Below are 19041 nucleotides of genomic sequence, written 5' to 3' on the forward strand. Positions count from 1 at the left end.
CCTGGCCCCGCAACGCCTCCGCACTCCGCGCCGACACCACCCACGGCACCACACCCTCAACAGCCCCCGCCGCAACCTCCTCAGGTACCTCCGGCGCCTGCTCCACGATCACGTGCGCGTTGGTGCCGGAGATCCCGAAGGACGACACCGCCGCCCGGCGGGGCCGGTCCAGTGCGGGCCAGGCGGTCGGCTCGGTGAGCAGCCGTACGCCGCTGCCTTCCCACTCCACATGCGGGGTCGGCTCGTCCAGGTGCAGGTTCGCGGGCAGGACCGCATGCCGCAAAGCCGTCACCATCTTGATGACACCCGCCACTCCGGCGGCCGCGTGGGTGTGCCCGATGTGGGACTTCAACGAGCCCAGCAGCAGCGGGCGATCGGCGGGCCGGTCCTGGCCGTATGTGGCGATCAGTGCTTCGGCCTCGATCGGGTCGCCCAGCTTCGTACCGGTGCCGTGGGCCTCCACCGCGTCCACATCGCGCGGCGACAGCTGGGCGCTTGCCAGGGCCTGGCCGATGACGCGTTCCTGGGCGACGTCGTTGGGCGCGGTCAGACCGTTCGAGGCGCCGTCCTGGTTGATGGCCGAGCCCCGGATCACCGCCATCACCCGGTGACCGTTGCGCCGCGCGTCCGACAGCCGTTCCAGCACCACCAGGCCGACGCCCTCGGAGAAGCCGGTGCCGTCCGCGGTGGCCGCGAAGGACTTGCAGCGGCCGTCCGGGGCCAGCGCCCCCTGCCGGGAGAACTCGGTGAACATGACGGGCGTGGCGAGCGAGGTGACGCCACCGCCCAGCGCCAGGGTGCATTCGCCCTGACGTAGCGCCTGGCAGGCGAGGTGGATGGCCACGAGCGAGGCGGAACACGCGGTGTCCACGGTCACCGCCGGTCCCTCCAGACCCAGCGTGTAGGCCACCCGGCCCGAGATCACACTGGTGAGTGTGCCCGTGGTGGCGTAGCCCTCGAAGCCCTCGGGAATCCGCGGGGCCCGGGCCAGATAGTCCTGGCTGGACACTCCCGTATAGACGCCGGTGCGGGTGCCTTTCAGGGTGGCAGGGTCGATTCCGGCCCGTTCCAGTGCCTCCCAGGCGATCTCCAGGACCAGCCGCTGTTGTGGGTCCATCGCCAGCGCTTCCCTCGGGCTGATCCCGAAGAACGCGGCGTCGAATTGATCGGCCTCGACGAATCCGCCGTGGCGGACACAACTGGTGCCGTAATGCTCGGGATCGGGGTGGTAGAGGTTGTCCAGGTCCCAGCCACGGTCCGTGGGGAAATCCCCGATCGCGTCCACACCCGCGCTGAGCAGCTCCCACAACTCCTCGGGGGAGGTGACCCCGCCCGGGAAGCGGCAGGCCATTCCGACCACGGCCACCGGCTCCTGGACGCGCTCCTCCGCCTCCCGCAATCGCTGCCGCGTATCGTGCAGATCAGCGGAGACCCGCTTGAGATACTCGACCAGCTTCTCTTCGTTCGCCACTAGGGGTCACCCGGCCTTCAGCATTCGTCGCGCCCGGTACATTCAGGACACACCAAGCTCGTTGTCGATAAAGTCAAGAACCTGATCCGCGGACGCGGACTCCAGCCTTTCCGCGACGTTCATCACATCCGTCGACTTCTGCGTCGGGACCTTGCCTTCGGGGGAAAGCCGCTGCACCAAATGGCGCGCGATGCCCTCCGGGGTCGGATATCTGAAAATGAGGGCCGCAGGCAGGCGCAGTCCGGTGGCCGCCGCGAGGCGGTCGCGCAACTCGACGGCGGTCAGGGACTCGAAGCCCAACTCCTTGAAGCTGGCCTCGGCGTGCACCGCGTCGGGGTCGGTGTGCCCCAGCACGGTGGCGGCGTGCTGGCGGACCAAGTGCAGCACCGCCCGTTGCCGTTCGGCCGCCGACAGCCCCCTCAGCCGGGCGGTCCAGTCGGCCGACCGCGCGCCGGCCACGGCGGCCGCGGTGCGCCGCCGCCCGCCCCGTACGCCGTCCGGTGGCACCGGCGCGGTGGTTGCGGCCACACCCTGGCCACCCGAGGGCCGCAGCTGTTCGGGCGTGGCCGGGCGCATCACGAGCGCGTCGATGGTGAGCACCGGTGCGCCCGCGGGATCGGACACGGCCACCCGCGTCCCGCGCTCGCCGTCCGCACCCTGCCGGTGCGGGGAGAGCCGGACGCGTACGGTCGTGGCGTCGGCCGCCCAGAGGGCCACGCCGCTCATCGTGAACGGCAGCCACAGCCGCTCGTCGGCCGGGCTCCGGTTCTCGTCGGGCGCCACAGCGGGGCCCCGGCCCTCATCGGACGCGAGCGCCGGTTGCAGGACCGCGTCCAGCAGGGCGGGGTGGATACCGTACCCGCCCGGCTCTCCAGCGGCCTCCGGCAACTCCACCTCGGCCAGGACGTCCGTGCCGTCACGCCACATCGCGCGTACGCCCTGGAAGGCCGGGCCGTACGCGTACCCCGAGGTGGCGATCCGTTCGTACAGCCCGTCCACCGCCACCGGCCGCGCACCGGCCGGTGGCCATACCCCGGGCCCAGCCGTGTGGTCGTCCGGCGCGGACGGGCGCAGTACGCCCGTGGCATGGCACGTCCACGCCGTGCGCGCGCTGTCGCCGTCCGGGCGGGCGTACACGCGTACCTCACGCCGCCCGTCGTCGGCGCGGGCGCCCACCGCCACCTGTACGCGGAGGCCACCCGTGGGGGGCAGCGCCAACGGGGCCCGGAACGCCAGTTCTTCGACCTCACCGCAACCGGCCTCGTCGCCCGCCCGCAGCGCCCATTCCACCAGCGCGGCGCCCGGCACCAGCGCCACTCCACCCACCACGTGCTCGCCCAGCCAGGGGTGGGTCCGAGGGGAGACGCGCCCGGTCAGCATCAGGCCGCTGCCGTCGGCGCACTCCACGGCGGCGCCCAGCAGGGGGTGTTCGACGGAGGTGAGGCCGAGGTCGGCGGGGTCGCCGCCGCGCGGGGCGGGCGCGTCCAGCCAGTACCGTTCGCGTTGAAACGCGTACGTGGGCAGCTCGACGGTACGGGGCGGCGGGTCGGCCGGGAACAGCGCGGTCCAGTCGATGTCCACCCCGGCGGTGAACGCCTGCCCCAGCGAGCGCGTCAGCTGCGCCCGGCCCCCGTGATCACGCCTCAGTGTCGGTACGGCGACGGCGGCGGCATCCGCCTCCTCGAAACACTCCCGCATCCCCATGGTCAGCACCGGATGGGTGCTGACCTCGATGAACGCCCGGTGACCGTCGGCCAGAAGCGCATACACCGCGTCGGCGAACCGCACCTGTTCGCGCAGGTTGCGCACCCAATAGCCGGTGTCGAGGTCGGCGGGCAGGGCCCGGCCGCCCGTCACCGTCGAGTGGAACACCACACCGGTGTCGGCGGAGGTGTGCGGACGGATGCCGTCCAGCAGCTGGGTCAGCTCCCGCGTGATCTGGTCTACCTGGGGGCTGTGGGAGGCGTAGTCCACCTCGATCAGCCGCGCGCGATCGCCGTTCTCCTGGCAGGCGGCCACCACGGTGGCCACCTGCCCGGGCGGCCCGGACACCACCGTGGATCCGGGCCCGTTCACGACTGCCACCACGACCGCCGCGGCCCGGTCGCCCAGCTCGGTCAGCACAGCGGCCGCCTCCTCCCGGCCCAGTCCCAGCGAGGCCATGGCGCCGCCACCCGCCAGTCGGCACAGCGCCCGGCTGCGCAGGGCCACGACCTTCGCGCCGTCCTCCAACGACAGCGCCCCCGCCACCACGGCCGCCGCGATTTCGCCCTGGCTATGGCCCACGACGGCGGCCGGGCGCACTCCGTACTCCGCCCACACGGCGGCCAGCGAGACCATCACGGCCCACAGCACGGGCTGCACCACATCGACCCGGCGCAGGTCGGCCGCTTCCCCGGTATCGCGCAGCACATCGGTGAGCGACCAGTCCACGTACGGCGCCAGCGCCCGCTCGCAGGCGGCCACCCGTGCCGCGAACACCGGTGTGGTGTCGAGGAGTTCGGCGCCCATTCCCTGCCACTGCGACCCCTGGCCCGGGAACACCAGCACCGGGCCCGGGCCGCCCGCCGCCACGGCTCCGGGAGATACCGCGCCGGGGCCCACGAGGCCCGGGTGACTGTCACCGGCCGCCAGCGCCCGGACCACCGCCGTCAGCGTGTCGCGGTCCTCGCCGACCACCACCGCCCGGTGTGCGAACGCCGACCGCGTGGTGACCAGCGACCAGCCCACCTCCGTGGCGGACGCTTCGGGATCGGTGTCCAGTACGGCGGCCAGCGCGCGGGCCTGCCCGCGCAGCGCCTCCGCGCTACGCGCCGACAGCACCCAGGGCGTGGGCCCGCCGCTGGGCCGGGCGCAGGTCGCGGCGTCCGGCTCCGGAGCCTGTTCCAGGATCAGATGGGCGTTGGTCCCGCTGATGCCGAAGGAGGAGACACCCGCGCGGCGGGGATGTTCGCCGTGCGGCCAGGCGACCGGTTCGGTGAGCAGGCGTACGGTGCCGCTGTTCCAGTCGACGTGCGGGCTCGGCTCGTCGATGTGCAGGGTGGCGGGCAGCTGCCCGTGCCGCATGGCCATCACCATCTTGATGACGCCCGCCACCCCCGCGGCCGCCTGGGCGTGGCCGATGTTCGACTTCATGGATCCGAGCCACAGGGGGCGGTCCGTCTGACGATCCTGCCCGTACGTGGCCAGCAGGGCCTGCGCCTCGATCGGGTCACCCAGCGTGGTGCCGGTGCCGTGTGCTTCCACCGCGTCCACCTCGGACGGGCTCAGCCGGGCGGCGGCCAGAGCCCGGCGGATCACCCGTTGCTGCGACGGCCCGTTCGGCGCCGTCAGGCCGTTGGACGCACCATCCTGGTTGACTGCCGAGCCCCGGATGAGTGCCAGCACCGGGTGGCCGTCGCGCCGCGCGTCGGACAGCCGCTCCAGCAGCACCAGACCCGCGCCCTCGCCCCAGCCCGTGCCGTCCGCGGCCGCCGCGAACGGCTTGCACCGGCCGTCGGGGGCCAGGCCGCGCTGACGGGAGAAGCCTGTGAACATGCCCGGTGCGGACATCACGGCCACTCCGCCCGCCAGCGCCATCCGGCACTCCCGCTGCCGTAGCGCCTGGGCGGCCAGATGCAGCGCCACCAGCGACGACGAACACGCGGTGTCCACCGTCACCGCGGGCCCCTCCAGCCCGAAGGTGAAGGCGATGCGCCCGGACACCACGCTGGGCGTGCTGCCGGTCAGCAGATGGCCGTCGAGCCCCTTCGGCGCCTCGTGCAGCCGTGGGCCGTAGTCCTGGGGTGTCACCCCGACGAACACACCCGTCGAGCTGCCCGCCAGCGCGTCGGGGCGGATGCCCGCGCGTTCGAACGCCTCCCACGCGGTCTCCAGCAGCAGCCGCTGCTGCGGGTCGGTGGCCAGGGCCTCGCGCGGGCTGATCCCGAAGAACTCGGCGTCGAAGTGCGCGGCGTCGTACAGGAATCCGCCCTCACGGGCATAGCTGGTGCCGGGACGGTCGGGGTCCGGGTCGAAGAGGGCCGCCAGATCCCAGCCCCGGTCCCCCGGGAACGCGCCGATCGCGTCCACGCCCTCGGCCAGCAGCCGCCACAGCGCCTCTGGTGTGTCGGCGCCGCCGGGGTAGCGGCAGCTCATGGCCACCACCGCGATGGGATCGTCGTCGGTGGCCGCGGTGGCGGCCGGTAGCGGGGGCATGAGGCTCGTTGGCGCGTCCGGGGTCCGGTCGGCGCGGGTGCGCAGATGGGCGGCGACGGCCAGTGGCGTGGGGTGGTCGAAGGTGAGCGTGGCGAGCAGGGGCAGACCGGTGGCTTCGCTGAGCCGCTCGCTCAGCTCCGTGGCCGCGAGGGAGTCGAAGCCCAGCTCCTTGAAGCTGAGGGCCGGGTCGATGGCCTCCGGGCCGGGGTGTCCCCGGACGACGGCCGAGGCCTCGCGCACCACGTCAAGCAGGGCGCGGTCGCGCTCCGCGCCGGTCAGCTCCGCCAGCCGCCCGGTCAGCGGCGCCGGGGTGGCCGCGCTGTCCGTGGCCGGGGCCGTGGGCTCCGCTCCGGGCCAGTAGCGCTGCCGCTGGAAGGCGTACGTCGGCAGGCTCACCGGGCGGGAGCGGGGTTCGCCGAAGACCCGCTCCCAGTCGAGGGCGGCGCCGCGTACGTGTGCTTCGGCCATGGCGGTGGCGAAGGTGCGCGCCTCCGGCCGGTCACGTCGCAGAGCGGCTACGGCGAGGGGGCGCGGCCGGTCGGGGCCGTCGTCGGTGGCGGGGTGCTCGGCGAGGCATTCGCGGGCCATGGCGGTCAGCTGGGCGTCCGGTCCGAGTTCGAGGAAGGTGGTGACGCCCGCCGCGCGGAGGGTGTGCGTTCCGGTGGCGAAGCGCACCGCGTCACGGGCGTGGCGGGCCCAGTGGTCCGGGGAGGCGAGCTGGTCGGCGGTGGCGACGCGGCCCGTCACATTGGAGACGATGGGAATGGCCGGTGCGGTGACGGTCAAAGAGGCTGCTACGGCGCGCAGTTCGCCGAGGATCCGGTCCATGTGCGGGGAGTGGAAGGCGTGGCTGACCTTGAGCAGACGCGCCTTGTGGCCGCGCTCCCGCCAGAGGGCGGTGGTGGCGTGGACGGTGTCCCGGTCCCCGGAGACCACGACGGAGGCGGGTCCGTTGACGGCGGCGATGCCGATCCGGTCCTCCCTACCGGCCAGCAGGTCGGTGGCTTGGTCCACAGTGGCCTGCCATGCGGCCATCACCCCGTCCGCCGTGACCGACTGCATGAGCCTGCCTCGGGCGGCCACCAGTGCGCAGGCGTCGGGGAGAGAGAACGCTCCGGCTCCGTGTGCCGCAGCGATCTCGCCGACCGAGTGCCCCATCAGATAGTCGGCCGTCAGCCCCCAGGAGGCCACCAGCCGGTACAGGGCGACTTCGAGGGCGAACAGCGCGGGCTGGGTGTACGACGTGCGGTCCAGCAGTGCCGCCCGCGGCGTTCCGGGCTCGGCGAACATGATGTCGCGCAGGGGCTGGTCGAGGTGCGGGGCGAGGGTGTCGCAGACCTCGTCCAGGGCGTCGGCGAAGGCTGGGTGCGCGGCGTACAGTTCGCGGCCCATGCCGGGGCGCTGGCTGCCCTGGCCGCTGAAGAGCAGGGCGATCCCTCCCTCGGCCACCCGGCCCCGGACCAGTCCGGCGGTCTGTGTGCCCTGCGCGAGCGCGTCGAGCCCGCGCACCAGCTCGTCGGGGTGGTGGCCGTCGCCGAGGAGCACGGCCCGGTGGGCGAAGGCGGTCCGGCTGGTGGCCAGCGCTTGCCCGATGTCCGCGTGTCCGATGTCCGCGGTGCCGTCGCCGGGGTGGGCGGCGAGGTGGTCGCGCAGCCGCCCGGCCTGGGCGCGCAGTGCCTCGGGGGTCCTGGCGGAAAGTGGCCACAGGACGACGGACGGGGGCGGTGACGGAAGCGGTGGCATCGTGGCCGAAGAAGGGGCCGCGACAGGGGCGGAGGCAGATGCGGGTGGTTCGGCGAGCACCAGATGGCAGTTGGTGCCGCCCATCCCGAAGGAGCTGACCCCGGCAACCAGCGGCTGGTCCGGCCGTGGCCACGCGGAGAGTTCGTCGTGGACGCGCAGTCCGAGACGGGCCAGCGGAATGCGCGGGTTCGGGGTCGCGTAGTGGAGGCTGGGCGGGAGTTGCCGGTGGGTGATGCTGAGGACGCACTTGAGCAGTCCGACGATCCCGGCGGCGCCCTCCAGGTGGCCCACGTTGGTCTTGGCGGAGCCGACCGGCAGGGGGTTGTGCGCCGTACGGGTGGTGCCGAGGGCGGCGCCGAGCGCCGCGGCCTCGATGGGGTCGCCGACGGGGGTGCCGGTGCCGTGCAGTTCGACGTACTGGACGTCGGCGGGTGAGGTTCCGGCGCGCTGGTGGGCGAGCCGCACCACGGCTTCCTGCGCTGCCGGGCCGGGGGTGGTCAGGCCGTCGGTGGCTCCGTCGTTGTTGAGGGCGCTGCCACGGATCACGCAGTACACCGGGTCGCCGTCGCGCACCGCCGCGGCGAGGGGCTTGAGCAGGACGGCGCCGCCGCCCTCGCCACGTACGAAGCCGTTGGCACGCGCGTCGAAGGTGTGGCAGCGGCCGTCCGGGGAGAGTCCGCCGAACTGGGCCGCGGCGGCCTCCATGCTCTCCTCGGTGAGGATGAGGTTGACGCCACCTGCCAGCGCCAGGGCGCATTCGTGGCGGCGCAGGCTCTCGCACGCGGTGTGAACGGCCACCAGGGACGAGGACTGCGCGGTGTCGACGGTGAGGCTCGGGCCGCGCAGCCCGTAGCCGTGGGAGATCCGGTTGGCGATGATGCTGCGGTGTACGCCGGTCATGGCGTGCCGGGTGCTCGCGAGGGGCCGGTGGCGGCGCAGCACGGCCGCGTACTCGTCCCAGATGGCGCCGACGAAGACACCGGTGGCGGTGTCCTTCAGCGTCTCGGGGCGGATTCCGGCGTCCTCGAACGCCTCCCAGCTGAGTTCGAGCATCAGCCGCTGCTGAGGGTCCATGGCCACCGCTTCGCGCGGCGGGATGCCGAAGAACTCGGCGTCGAACGTGTCGACGTGGTCCAGGAATCCGCCGTACCACGTAGGGGAAGGAGCCGCCGGGGTGTCGGGGTGGCGGCGGTCGGCGGGCATCGCGGTGATGGCGTGGCGGCCCTGCCGCAGCAGCCGCCAGAAGGCTGACGGGCTGGGTGCGTGGGGCAGTCGGCAAGCCATTCCCACGACGGCGATGGGTTCCGCGGGCTGAGGTGGCCGGGTGGGCAGGGCGCTAGCCATCACACCACGTACGGCGCTCGGAATAGGCAGGGATGTGGTTGCTCATGGGCGGCACTCCCGCTCCGGATTGATGATCGGTGCGAGCACGTGGCCCATCGTGGGGCGCGGTTCTAAAGGCACACCAAATGCCCGCGGCCGGTCACTTTAGAGACGCGTTACCGGAACCCCGGACCATCGCTTAACAGGTGAGCCCCAGTGGCCACTTGACGGCCGACCGGAGCGCCGAGCACACAGGAGGAGTGCCATGACATCCCCATCACCCGCGCCGCCAGGCGGCCAGGTGTCGGACTACTACAGTTCGCTCGGACCGCTGCTGCAGATGGCGTGGGACGACAACTTCCACTTCGGCTACTGGGACGGTCCGTCCGACACCAGCTCGGTCCAGGAGGCGACGGACCGCTTCACCGATCTGCTCATCGAACGGCTGCGGGTGGGCCCGGGAGACCGGGTGCTGGACGTGGGCTGCGGTATCGGCAAGCCCGCGCTGCGGGTGGCGTCGACGACCGGGGCCGGTGTTCTGGGGATCACCATCAGCGAGCTTCAGGTCAGGCAGGCGACCGAAGCGGCGTGCGCCGCACACATGTCCGACCAGGTGTCGTTCCGGTACGCCGACGCCATGGCCATGCCGCTCGGGGAAGCGTCCTTCGACGCCGTACTCGCATTCGAATCCATCAACCATATGCACCGGCCCACGGCGCTGCGCGAGATCGCCCGGGTGCTGGTTCCCGGTGGCCGGCTGGTGCTGACGGATGTGACGCCGCCGGGCGATGACAGCTATCAGCCCAAGGACGATCCCGGCACGGTCACCTCGCTGACCCGGATGAGCGACTGGCCCGGTCTGATCAGCGACGCCGGACTGGTGCTGGACGAGCTGACGGACGTCACCGAGCACACCAAGGACACCGCCAACCGCATGATCGACGGCATCCTGAAGTGCCGCCGGGAGTTCGAGGAGCGGCACGGGGTCAGCGTGCAGGAAGTGCTCGACGCCGCGAAGTCGGCGCTGCCCACGGTGCCCAGCGCCGGTTGCGCGATCGTGGTGGCTCACAAGCCTTGACCAAGGATTCCGGGGGCCGGTTTCCACGGGGTGACCGGTTCCCGAAGTCCCGCAATTACCCACTTCTCATCAACGGAGCCGATTCGACGCCGCTTTGGGCATGGCGCGCTTGAACCCGTCGACTCGGTCAGCGTATTGTCATTCGCTGACCGCCACTCAAGGCCGACGATATCCGGACTCTGATCTTCCACACGGTATCGAAATGCGCGCCTTTCCCCGCGAGGGCGCCTCTAGTGCGCATCCATCCGGACTCTAGGTGAGGTGGGTAGTCATAGGAGTCGCTTAGAACGAAGGGCACCTGCCAAGGGCAGTGAACTGCGGAGTCGTGGTTTCTGAATCACCGGCAGGTCCGTGATAAAGAGGGGTGAGTAATGGCAGTCGCGAACGACGTGAGTAAGCGGAACCGGCAGCACTGTCCGTCCCCGTGCAGCGATAAACAGCCGGTCCACTTCCCACAGGCGGGCGGCTCGGCGGCACATATGCGACACGGGCCCGCACATTCGTTCGTCTCCAACAGACAGGCGCCACCCCAGGGCGGGCAGGGAAACACAAAGAATCTCGCGGGGATTTCCGGCAACGGGGCCGACTGTCCCATGACCGCACGCATCGGCGACTGGGACGGGGCAAGCAGTGCGATATGAGATCATGGGGCCTCTCCGTGTGGTCGAGGAGGGGCGGAAATTATCCATCAGGGCACGGAAGATCGAAGTCCTGTTGACCGTCCTCCTGGTCCGCGCGGATCAGGTGGTCCCGATCGACCAGCTCATCACGGAGATCTGGGGCCAGGATCCGCCTCGCCGGGCGATCGCGGGTCTTCATGTGTATGTCTCCCAGATTCGCAAGTTCCTGCGCCGGCCCCATCAGAGCGAAAGCCCGGTTCTCACCCGCCCTCCGGGATACGTCCTGCGGCTGGGTCCGGATGATCTCGACTTCCACTGTTTCGAACGGCTGGTGAGCGAGGGCCGGGATCACCTCCGGGAGCGACGCTACAAGCAGGCCACGACCAGTTTCGAAAGCGCGCTCGACCTCTGGCGCGACCCGCTGCTGGACGATGTCTGCCACGGGCCGATTCTCGAGGGATTTCAGACCTGGCTGAAGGAAGCCCGTCTGGAATGTGTCGAGATGCTGACCGATTCACGGCTGATGCTCGGGCGCCATCGCGAGCTCGTGAGTGATCTGTACCAACTGACCACCGAGCATCCACTGCGGGAGGCGCTGCACCGTCAGCTGATGCTGGCGCTCTACCGATGCGGCCGCCGGGCGGACGCCCTGCATGTGTATCAAGCGGCCCGGAAGACGCTCAACGAGGAACTCGGACTCGAACCATGCCGGGCGCTCCAGGACATGCAGCGGGCCATCCTCACCTCGGATGACCGGCTCGAACTGCACGTTCCCGCGTAAAGAGGTGAACAGGTGACGGAACAGAGCACGTATTTTCCCGACGGCGTACCGATCGAGGTCATCCTCGAAGGGGGGCCGGACGATCTCCCCCGGGCGCATCGGACCGGTCAGTCGTCCCTTGCCACCCGGAAGCTCAAAATCCAGCATCGCAACGGATACGAGCATTTCGAACTCGTTGACGGCGATCTCATCCCGGCGGTCTTTCGCTGGATCATGCGCACCAAAATAGCCGAGTAGCCGCCGGGGTCGGAAAACCTCCGCCGAGGGGTGCCGGACCGCTTGTCCATCGGTCCGGCACCCTTCGGCGGGACAGGCCCCATGCGATCAGGAGGACCGCGTGCTCATTCCACGATGGCGAGGGGCCGCGGTCGCCGCGGTCGCCATATCGACGTCCCTCGCCGCCGTCGCCACCGGGCCCGCCGCGGCCCGCCCCTCCGCCCGGCCCTCGGTCACCGTGTCCGATGGCCGTACCCAGCCGGTGTTCTCCTACCGGGACGCCATCCGGGAACACGTCATGGTCCAGACCCCCGTCGACAGCGACGGCGACGGCGCCAAGGACCGCGTGGCCGTGGACATCATCCGGCCCCGGGAGACCGAGCAGGGCCTCAAGGTCCCGGCCATCATGCTGGCCAGCCCGTACAACGACACCGTCGGCCGGGGCTTCGAGGCGGAGAAGAAGACCTACGACGCCGAGGGCGGCGCGAACCCGTCCAAGTTTCCCCTCTTCTATGACAACTACTTCGTGCCCCGTGGCTACGCCGTCGTCGATGTCGACGTGACCGGCACCGGCAGATCCGACGGCTGCCCGACCATCGGTGGCAAGGCCGATGTCGCCGCCGCCACCTCGGCGATCGACTGGCTGAACGGCCGGGCCACCGCTTACCGGGCCGATGGCAGCGAGGCGAAGGCCACGTGGTCGAGCGGCAAGACCGGGATGATCGGCCACTCCTATGAGGGGACCCTGGCGAACGCCGTGGCGGGCACCGGGGTGAAGGGGCTGGAGACGATCGTCCCGATCTCCGGGATCAGCTCCTGGTACGAGTTCGCCCGGACGAACGGCGCCAAGCACTGGAACGGGTTCGGACCCTGGCTGGCCGGTTCGCTGGACTCCGATCCGCCCGCCAAGTGCCAGGCGGTGCGCGACGGCCTGGCCGCGGGCGAGGACGACGCCACCGGCAACTACAACGCCCACTGGAAGGAGCGGGACTACCTCGCGCCACCGGCTCCCCAGGTGAGCAAGGTGCGGGCGAGCGTGTTCGCCGTCCACGACCTCAGCGACTACAACGTGCGGATCGACCAGTTCGCCGACTGGTGGGCCCCGCTGGCCGAGCGCGACGTACCGCGCAAACTGTGGCTCGGACGCTACGGCCACACCGACCCGTTCGACTGGCCCGGGCGGCGCGCCCGCTGGGTCGACACCGTGCACCGATGGTTCGACCACTGGCTGTACGGCATCCGGAACGGCATCATGACCGAGCCCCGGGTCGACCTGCAGACCGGTCCGGACACCTGGACCACCCAGGCCGACTGGCCCGCCCACACCTCCCCGGCGTCCCTGCACCCCGGGCCCGACGGCTCACTGGCGCTCCGCCCCGCAACCGGCACCGGGACCTTCACCGATCTCAAGCTGAACGAGGCGGACCTCACCGCCGACCCGGCCACCGCCCGGCCCGGCCGACTCGCGTTCCTCACCGAGCCGCTGCGCACCGGCACACGGATCTCGGGCACCCCCGCCGTGGACCTCAGGGTCACGCTCGACAAGCCGACGTCGAACCTCACCGCGCTCCTGGTCGACTACGGCGAGGGCGAACGCATCGACTGGGCGCGCAACGATCCCCTGAACGGCATCCACGACGGGCTGCGCGGGCTCACCGAGGAGTCCTGCCACGGCGAGAGCACCGACGCGGACGACGCGTGCTACAAGAAGACGGCCAATGTGACGGTGCGCGCCCCCTCCGAGGTGATCGCCCGTGGCTGGATGGACGCGCAGAACCGCCACTCGCTGACCACACCCGAACCGCTGACCCCGGGTGCGTCCTACCGCGTCGCGTGGCAGACGCTGCCAGGCGACTACCAGGTCAAGCCCGGCCACCTGCTCGGACTCGTCCTGGCGGGCACCGACGCCGACTTCCTCTACTTCGAGGACCCCACCGGGGCGAAGGTGACCGTCGATCTGGCCGCCAGCCGGATCACCGTGCCGATGGCCGCCGCACGGCGTGGATGAGATGCGCGCCCGCCCCCGCTGACGGTCCCCCGCGCCACCCCCGTATCGGGCGGCCTGGGCCCCGTAGCGGATGTCCTCCGCGACGGTCAGCCCCAGGCCGCCCGCCAGTGTGGCGATCTGCCGAGCGTGACGAGCACCGCCGCCCGGGTCAGATACGGGACGACACCGAGCCAGCTGACGAACGCCGGGCGGCCTGGGGCGAAGCCCGCCGCCGCCAAGCCGTCGGCCAAGCCCTGGCGTTCCTCGCACACCCGTAATCCGGCGTCCTGTTGGGGCGCGGCAGCCGTAGGTGTCCAGCATCACCACCTGCCGTACGACACGTCCGGCCGAGGCCGCCACCGCGTCCTCGGCGAAACGCGCCCGGGCGGCCAGGCCCGGCCGGATCGCCTCCCGCCCGGGGTCGAACGCCGCCGCGAGGACCGGATTGTCGGCGTCCGGGCCGAGGATGCGCAGCGCCAGCACATCGCCGAACACTCTGCCGCCTCCGCACGAGTACGCCCATTCAGCCGATACCGCACGGGCCCGAGGGGGCTCATCGGGTGGATCCGGTCTGCCGTTCCAGTGAAGCTCGGCACCGCTCCGCTGGGTGATCTTTTGTCGTGCATATAAATACGACAATCCACCCATTTGCCCCTCGTGAGTGCGGAGTGCAACGTGTTCCCTCACCGACGCCACCGAACGGCGATATTCGCGGCCATCCTGCTCGCCACCGCCGCCACCGCATGTGGCAGTGGCGACGACCCCGCCATCGGCCACGCCGAGCAGAAGCCCTCCGAGACAGCGGGTGCGGCGCGGGCCGAGCCGCAGAAGAAGTTCACCCTGGTGGCCACCGGTGATCTCCTCGCCCACGCCTCCGTCATCCGTCAGGCCCGCGCGGACTCGGGCGGCGAGGGCTACGACTTCCATCGCATGCTGGTCGGTGCCGCGCCCGTGGTCGCCCAAGCCGATCTGGCGATCTGCCACATGGAGACGGTGTACGGCGCGGCGGGCGGACCGTTCACCGGATACCCCACGTTCAAGACCCCGCCCCAGATCGCCGACGCGATCAGGAAACTCGGCTACGACTCCTGCTCCACGGCCTCCAACCACACGCTGGACGCCGGGACGGAGGGCGTGACCCGCACCCTCGACGCCCTGGACAAGGCCGGTGTCCAGCACACCGGATCGGGCCGGTCCGCCCGGGAGAGCACCGCCCCGGCCCTCATGGAGGCCGGTGGCGCCAAGGTGGCCCAGCTCGCCTACGCGTACGGCACCAATGGCATCCCGGTGCCCGAGGGGAAGCCCTGGCTCGTCAACCTCATCGACGCCGAGCGCATCATCAAGGACGCCCGGGCCGCCCGCCGCGCGGGGGCGGATGTGGTCGTGGTGAGCACACACTGGGGCACCGAGTGGCAGCAGGCGCCGGACAAGCTCCAGCTGTCCCTGGCCAAGAAGCTCACCGCGTCCCGGAGCCACGGCCGCCGCGACATCGACCTCATCATCGGCACCCACGCCCATGTCCCCCAGGCCTACGAGAAGGTCAACGGCACCTGGGTGGTCTACGGCATGGGCGACCAGGTCGCGGGCATCATGCCGGACGAGCGCGGCCAGATGGGCTCGGCGGCCCGCTTCACCTTCACCCCGCCCACCGCCGAGGGCAAGCCGTGGGAGGTGGCGAAGGCGGAGTTCGTCCCGCACGCCGTGGACAACGACCCGATCACCGTGGTCAACCTCCCCCGGGCGCTGGAGAAGAGCCCCGGCGACAGCCACTACACCCACGCACTGTCCACCATCCGGGAAGCGGTCCTCAGCCGGGGCGCGCAGAAGGACGGCCTCACCATGGGGCGCTGACGGTCAGATGGTCTTGACGGTCAGATGGTCCCAACGGTCACGTGGCCGCGGGCTCCTGCTCGATGTGGAACGCCAGCGCGTCGTTCTCCACGTCGACTTCGACCGGGCTGTGCGGCCGCAGCTCGCCGCCGAGCAGCATCCGGGAGAGCGGGTTGTCGACCTCACGCTGGATCGTACGGCGCAGCGGGCGGGCGCCGTACTCCGGCTGGTGGCCGTGGCGGGCCAGCCAGTCGACCGCGGCGGGGGTGAAGTCGAGGGGAATGTCCTGGGCGCGCATCCGGCGGCGGGTCTCCTCCAGCAGCACATCGGTGATCTGGCGCAGCTGTTCGTCGGCGAGCCTGCGGAAGATCACGATCTCGTCGATGCGGTTGAGGAATTCGGGACGGAAGTGTTCCCGCAGCGGGCGCAGCACCCGCTCGCGGCGGGCGGCCTCGTCGGTCTCGGCGTCGCCACCGCCGAAGCCGAGGACGGAGCCGCGGCCGGTGATGGCCTCGGAGCCGAGGTTGCTGGTCATGACGATGACGGTGTTCTTGAAGTCGATGGTGCGGCCCTGGGCGTCGGTCAGCCTGCCGTCGTCGAGTACCTGGAGCAGGATGTTGAACACGTCCGCGTGGGCCTTTTCCACCTCGTCCATGAGCAGCAGCGCGTACGGCTGCCTGCGCACCGCCTCGGTCAGCTGTCCGGCCTCCTCGTGGCCGACGTATCCGGGTGGCGCGCCGACGAGTCGGCTGACGGTGTGCTTCTCCTGGTATTCGCTCATGTCGAGCCGGACCATCCGGTCCTCGCTTCCGAAGAGCGCCTCGGCCAGGGCACGGGCGAGTTCGGTCTTGCCGACGCCGGTGGGGCCGAGGAAGAGGAAGCTGCCGCTGGGGCGGTGGGGGTCGGCGAGTCCGGCCCGGGAGCGCAGCACGGCGTCGGAGACGGCGGCGACGGCCTCCTCCTGGCCGATGACCCGCTTGTGGAGGTGCTCTTCCAGGCCGAGCAGCCGCTCGCGCTCCTCCTGGGTGAGGCTGCTGACGGGGATGCCGGTCTGCCGGGAGACGATGTCGGCGATGTCCTCGACGGTGACCTCGGAGACCCGGGAGCCGTGGAACTGGGCGCCGGATCCCTCGGTGATACGGGCGCCGAGTTCGGCGAGGCGGTCGCGCAGTGAGGTGGCGCGCTCGTACTGCTCGGCGGCGACGGCCTGGTCCTTGTCGCGGGTCAGCTGTTCGACCTCGCGCTCCAGGGCGCGCAGATCGGTGCCGCGGGCGCTGGAGCGCAGCCGTACCCGGGCCCCGGCCTGGTCCATCAGGTCGATGGCCTTGTCCGGGAGGAAGCGGTCGGCGAGGTAGCGGTCGGCGAGTTCGACGGCCGCGAACAGCGCCTCGTCGGTGTAGCGGACCTGGTGGTGTGCCTCGTGGCGGTCGCGGAGCCCGTGCAGGATGGAGACGGCGGCCGTGGGGGTGGGTTCGGGGACCATGATGGGCTGGAAGCGGCGGGCGAGGGCCGCGTCCTTCTCGATGTACTGGCGGTACTCCTGGAGTGTGCTGGCGCCGATGACATGCAGCTCGCCGCGGGAGAGGGCGGGCTTGAGCAGGTTTCCGGCGTCCATGGTGCCGCCCTCGGAGCCGCCGCCCGCGCCGACGACGGTGTGCAGTTCGTCGATGAAGACGATGAGTTCGTCGGAGTGGGCGCGGATCTCGTCGATGATGGCGGTGAGGCGCTGTTCGAAGTCGCCGCGGTAGCGGGTCCCGGCCACGACGCCAGCGAAGTCGAGCTGGATGACGCGGCGGCCGAGGAGGATGTCCGGCACGTCGCCGTCGGCGATGCGCTGGGCCAGCCCCTCGACGACGGCGGTCTTGCCGACGCCCGCCTCGCCGATCAGGACGGGGTTGTTCTTGCCGCGCCGGGCCAGGATCTCGATGCTCTGCTCGATCTCCTCGTCGCGGCCGATCACCGGGTCGACGCGGCCCTCCCGGGCCAGGTCGGTCAGATCGCGGCCGTACCGGTCGAGGGTCGGGGTGCCGCGGCGGTCCGCCACCGGCCGCTGGTCGGCGCCGGAGGCCGGGGCCGGCCGGCCCGCCGGGGGCCCGCCACGGGGTTCGAAGTGGGCGGCGTGGAGGATCTGCCCGGCGGTGGAGTCCCGGTTTGCGGCGAGGGCGATCAGTACGTGTTCGGGGCCGATGTACGAGGAGCCGCGGGCCCGGGCGATCTCGTGGGCGTCGAGCAGCGCCCGCTTGACGGCGGGGGTGACGGCGACCGAGCCGCGTGGCGGGCCGTCCCCCGCCTGCCGGTCGATCTCGGCGGCGAGCCGGTCGGGGTCGGCCCCGGCGCGGGAGACCATGGTGCGGGTCGGTTCGGCGCTGAGCGCCGCCCGCAGCAGGTGTTCGGTGTCGAGGTCGGTGCTGCCGTGTTCGGCGGCGTACGACGCGGCGGATGAGACGAGGTGACGTGCGGTCTCGCTCATGAGCCGGCCGAAGTCGACATGCCGGTCGGACCGCTGCCCGCCGGGCCCGGTTCCGAGGAAGCGTGCGAGGAAGTCGCCGAGTGGGTCTGGCCCGAAGTCGTCAGGGCCATCGTTCCCGCTGCCCATATCACTACTTTAGCGGTGGTTCGCGCGATGCTCAGCTTTCCGGGTGGCGGCGTTCGAGGACGACCAGGGCCGCGTCGTCGCCCTGATGGCCTCCGATGTGGGCGAGCAGGTCGCGGCGCAGGTGGTCCACGAACCCCCGGGGTCCGTCGCCGTCCCAGGTCTGGAGCCGTTCGGTGAGCGGGTAGAAGGTGCCGTCGGCGTCGCGCGCCTCGATCACACCGTCGGTGTACAGGAGCAGCAGATCACCCGGTTCGAACGGGTAGTCCTCGACCCGGTAGCGGCCGGCCGCCAGGTGGCCGAGGCCCAGGGGCAGGGCGGGGGCGCGGCCCTCGAGGGCCTTGATGGTGGCATCGCGCAGCAGGAACGGCGGTGGGTGTCCGCAGTTGACCATCCGTACCACCGGCTGGTCGTCGGGGATCTCCAGGACGGCGGCGGTGACGAACGACTCCCCCGCTCCCGGCGCCCGGTCGGCGGGTTCGGTGCGCTCCGCGGACAGGGCGGCGTCCAGGTGGGAGACGAGTTCGGGCAGCGGTACGGGCCAGTGAGCGATCGCGCGGAAGGCGCCGAGCACCAGGGAGGCGTCCGCGACGGCGGTGAGCCCGCTGCCGCGCACATCGCCGATGATCAGGCGGGTGCCGTTCGAGGTACGGGCCGCCGCGTACAGGTCGCCGCCTATCTCCGCGCCCGGCTCGGCGGCGAGGTAGACGGAGGCGATGCGCAACGGCCCGACCCGGTCGGGCAGCGGGCGCAGCAGGACTTTCTGCGCCACGTCGGCCACCGCCCGGACCCGGCTCAGCTCGCGGGCGTGGCGGTCGAGCACGGTGCGGAAGAGCACGATGAGGGCGGAGACGAGGATCAGGGTGAAGAGTTCGGCCATCCGGTTGGGCGCGGTCAGCCGGTCCTGCCCGGCGTTGATCCCGATCTGGGCGCCCACGGCCACCAGGCCGATACTGCCGGTGAGCAGCGGTCCGGCGAAGGACGCGGTCATGGCGGGGGCGGCGATCAGCAGGGGGCTGAGCCGGACGCTCGCGGGGCCGAACACATCGCCCAGCACGATCAGGACGATGAGTGCCAGGGGGATCGCGACCAGGGCCCGTCTCCCCTGCTGCCCTGGCCGGCCGAGTTCCAGGGGACCCTGCCGAATATCCACATCTACTACTTACGCCTCTTCCGGCCTCCCGCGCCACCCCCGTTTCGTC

General features: G+C 71.4%; 10 protein-coding genes. 5 read left to right on the plus strand and 5 right to left on the minus strand.

The features are described from left to right. Positions 1–1471, minus strand: a 1471-nt coding sequence (locus ACZ6CL_RS41245; protein WP_468946301.1) for a type I polyketide synthase, incomplete at its 3' end; no start/stop codon positions are given. Between the two features lie 42 nt (positions 1472–1513). Beyond that, positions 1514–8755, minus strand: coding sequence for a type I polyketide synthase (locus ACZ6CL_RS41250; protein WP_468946303.1), 7242 nt, complete (start codon positions 8753–8755; stop codon positions 1514–1516). Positions 8756–8999: 244 nt separating this feature from the next. On the opposite strand from ACZ6CL_RS41250, the gene ACZ6CL_RS41255 reads away from it, so the two are divergent. The 4 genes from ACZ6CL_RS41255 to ACZ6CL_RS41270 all read left to right on the plus strand — a co-directional run bounded on the left by ACZ6CL_RS41255 (position 9000) and on the right by ACZ6CL_RS41270 (position 13437). Beyond that, on the plus strand, positions 9000–9812 hold the full coding sequence (locus ACZ6CL_RS41255; protein ID WP_468946304.1) for an SAM-dependent methyltransferase: 813 nt from the start codon (positions 9000–9002) through the stop codon (positions 9810–9812). Positions 9813–10472: 660 nt separating this feature from the next. Next, positions 10473–11213 (plus strand): AfsR/SARP family transcriptional regulator, encoded by a 741-nt coding sequence (locus ACZ6CL_RS41260; protein ID WP_468946306.1) that lies wholly within the window; start codon positions 10473–10475, stop codon positions 11211–11213. Positions 11214–11225: 12 nt separating this feature from the next. Beyond that, on the plus strand, positions 11226–11450 hold the full coding sequence (locus ACZ6CL_RS41265; protein WP_468946309.1) for a DUF5988 family protein: 225 nt from the start codon (positions 11226–11228) through the stop codon (positions 11448–11450). Between the two features lie 100 nt (positions 11451–11550). Next, on the plus strand, positions 11551–13437 hold the full coding sequence (locus ACZ6CL_RS41270; RefSeq protein WP_468946311.1) for a Xaa-Pro dipeptidyl-peptidase: 1887 nt from the start codon (positions 11551–11553) through the stop codon (positions 13435–13437). A gap of 86 nt (positions 13438–13523) precedes the next feature. Here ACZ6CL_RS41270 and ACZ6CL_RS41275 read toward each other — a convergent pair whose 3' ends face one another. Next, complete coding sequence (locus ACZ6CL_RS41275) at positions 13524–13667, minus strand: class I SAM-dependent methyltransferase (protein ID WP_468946313.1); 144 nt, start codon at positions 13665–13667, stop codon at positions 13524–13526. A 424-nt stretch (positions 13668–14091) separates the two neighbouring features. On the opposite strand from ACZ6CL_RS41275, the gene ACZ6CL_RS41280 reads away from it, so the two are divergent. Continuing rightward, positions 14092–15267 carry a CapA family protein gene (locus tag ACZ6CL_RS41280; protein ID WP_468946315.1) on the plus strand — a complete coding sequence of 392 codons (1176 nt, stop codon included), beginning with the start codon at positions 14092–14094 and terminating at the stop codon, positions 15265–15267. Positions 15268–15304: 37 nt separating this feature from the next. Here ACZ6CL_RS41280 and ACZ6CL_RS41285 read toward each other — a convergent pair whose 3' ends face one another. After that, a complete protein-coding gene (locus ACZ6CL_RS41285) occupies positions 15305–17842 on the minus strand; it encodes an ATP-dependent Clp protease ATP-binding subunit (RefSeq protein ID WP_468946318.1) in 2538 nt (845 codons plus the stop codon). Between the two features lie 31 nt (positions 17843–17873). Next, positions 17874–18992 (minus strand): PP2C family protein-serine/threonine phosphatase, encoded by a 1119-nt coding sequence (locus ACZ6CL_RS41290; protein WP_468946319.1) that lies wholly within the window; start codon positions 18990–18992, stop codon positions 17874–17876. Positions 18993–19041: the final 49 nt, after the last annotated feature.

The sequence above is a fragment of the Streptomyces sp. NPDC041200 genome, assembly GCF_055591805.1.